The following is a 1518-nucleotide window of genomic DNA, read 5'->3' as shown; positions in this document are numbered from 1 at the left end:
GTGAGGGGTGTGGTGATGCGACAGTACGGAGAGGATATTGCGGCACCGGTGGGAAACCAGCCGGCAAACAGAGAATGCCAACACGATCCTAACCTGTTGTGGAGCCCATCTACTCGACCGACAAAGCTGGCTGAACACCAGGAATACTGCCGGAAAACTGGAACAGTCAGCCAGACTGGTGGCTGAATCCGTGCAGAAATATGTTGGTGCTGTGGTACAGGGCAAGTCTGAACTGGTTCGCCTCGCTGCTTCCCGACCCGCCGTACTCAAAGCGGTCAAAGAAGGTGAACCGGCCATGGTAGAGATGGACAGGGTGCTGCAGAATACCTTGCCGGATGTGCTTCTGACCCGCCTGTTGCCGGTGAAGGACTGGAGTGATGAAAAGATCCAGCAGGAACTCTTTGGCAGTTATGCGGCGGCAGACATGTATCAGCGCGTGCATGACACATCGGCGACGGTGCCAGTCGAAGCACTGAAAGACAAAAAGGGGAAAGTCTATTTTCTCATCGCCATGCCGGTGAAAGACGCGGACCAGCTCGCGGGTGTGCTGTTTGCAACATTTCCTTTCAAGCTTATCGCCAAAGGGCTGAAAGACCTGCATCCCCAGGGTGTGTCTCTGAAACTCGAACAGGATACGGGCATGTCGCTGGTTGAGGCTGGAGAGCAGGGTGCTCCGGGGCAGACCGGGCGCATTCCTGTTCCCGGTACCCTGTGGCATGTAGGCTACGCAAACACGGATACGGTAGGGCTTCCCCTGCCCATACTTGCCGGTATGGCCGCAGGCGTGGTTGTCCTGCTGGTGCTGGCGTTGCTATGGAGTTATCGCCGTTTGCAAAGGGATTATCAGCAGGACATGGGAATGACGGTCACCCTGGTGGATGCGACCCTGAAACGTCTTGGCGCCACCGTACAGCAGCCCAGGCTGAAAGAATCCATACCGGCGATCGAAATGCTCACACGTTATGCCCAGGCCACCCGCACGGCTTCCATGAATGCCGAGCGTAACGAAAATGCAGTCGAACAGCCTCAGCAATTCAGCCAGGGAATCCCACGGCAGCAGATTCAGGATCATGAAGCGTGCAGCATGGCGCCGGAGAAATTGCCGGAAACCCTGTTTCAGGCGAATCTCATCCGTGGCCTCAGCGATGCAGAGCTGAATGCGGAAACCGCGCAGGCCATCGGCCTTGTCGTAGGCAGCATGGTGCAGGAAGCTGGCGCTGCCAGCCATGGAGAGCGAAGCGAAGGCTGGTAGACCCCAGTAGCCGCGAGGCCGCACTGTTTTCCCGGCGTGCCTTGCGCCAGAGGGAAAACAAAGTAGGCCTCCGAACGCGGCGTCCAGTCATATGGGAGCCAAGTACGGAGCAGCAACGAGCTTGCGAAGTTGTTGCGTAGTGCTGGGTGACCAGGACGGCTGGGGCACAAATAGGTTGTCAAAGGCCGAGTCGATTTTGGGGACTGGGATGTCCCAAAATCTATCACGAGGCCGAAGACACGCTTGTGGAGACAGTCTGTTCGTGG

1 protein-coding gene is annotated in these 1518 nt (G+C 57.4%); it reads left to right on the top strand.

From position 1 onward, the window contains the following. Window positions 1-178: 178 nt before the first annotated feature. Window positions 179-1252 (top strand): hypothetical protein, encoded by a 1074-nt coding sequence (locus ACOCD2_RS19510; RefSeq protein ID WP_293653258.1) that lies wholly within the window; start codon window positions 179-181, stop codon window positions 1250-1252. Window positions 1253-1518: the final 266 nt, after the last annotated feature.

It is taken from the genome of Thiolapillus sp. (genome assembly GCF_048562965.1).
GTDB lineage: Bacteria > Pseudomonadota > Gammaproteobacteria > Chromatiales > Chromatiaceae > Thiolapillus > Thiolapillus brandeum_A.
This window is presented reverse-complemented; position numbering and strand designations above follow the sequence as displayed.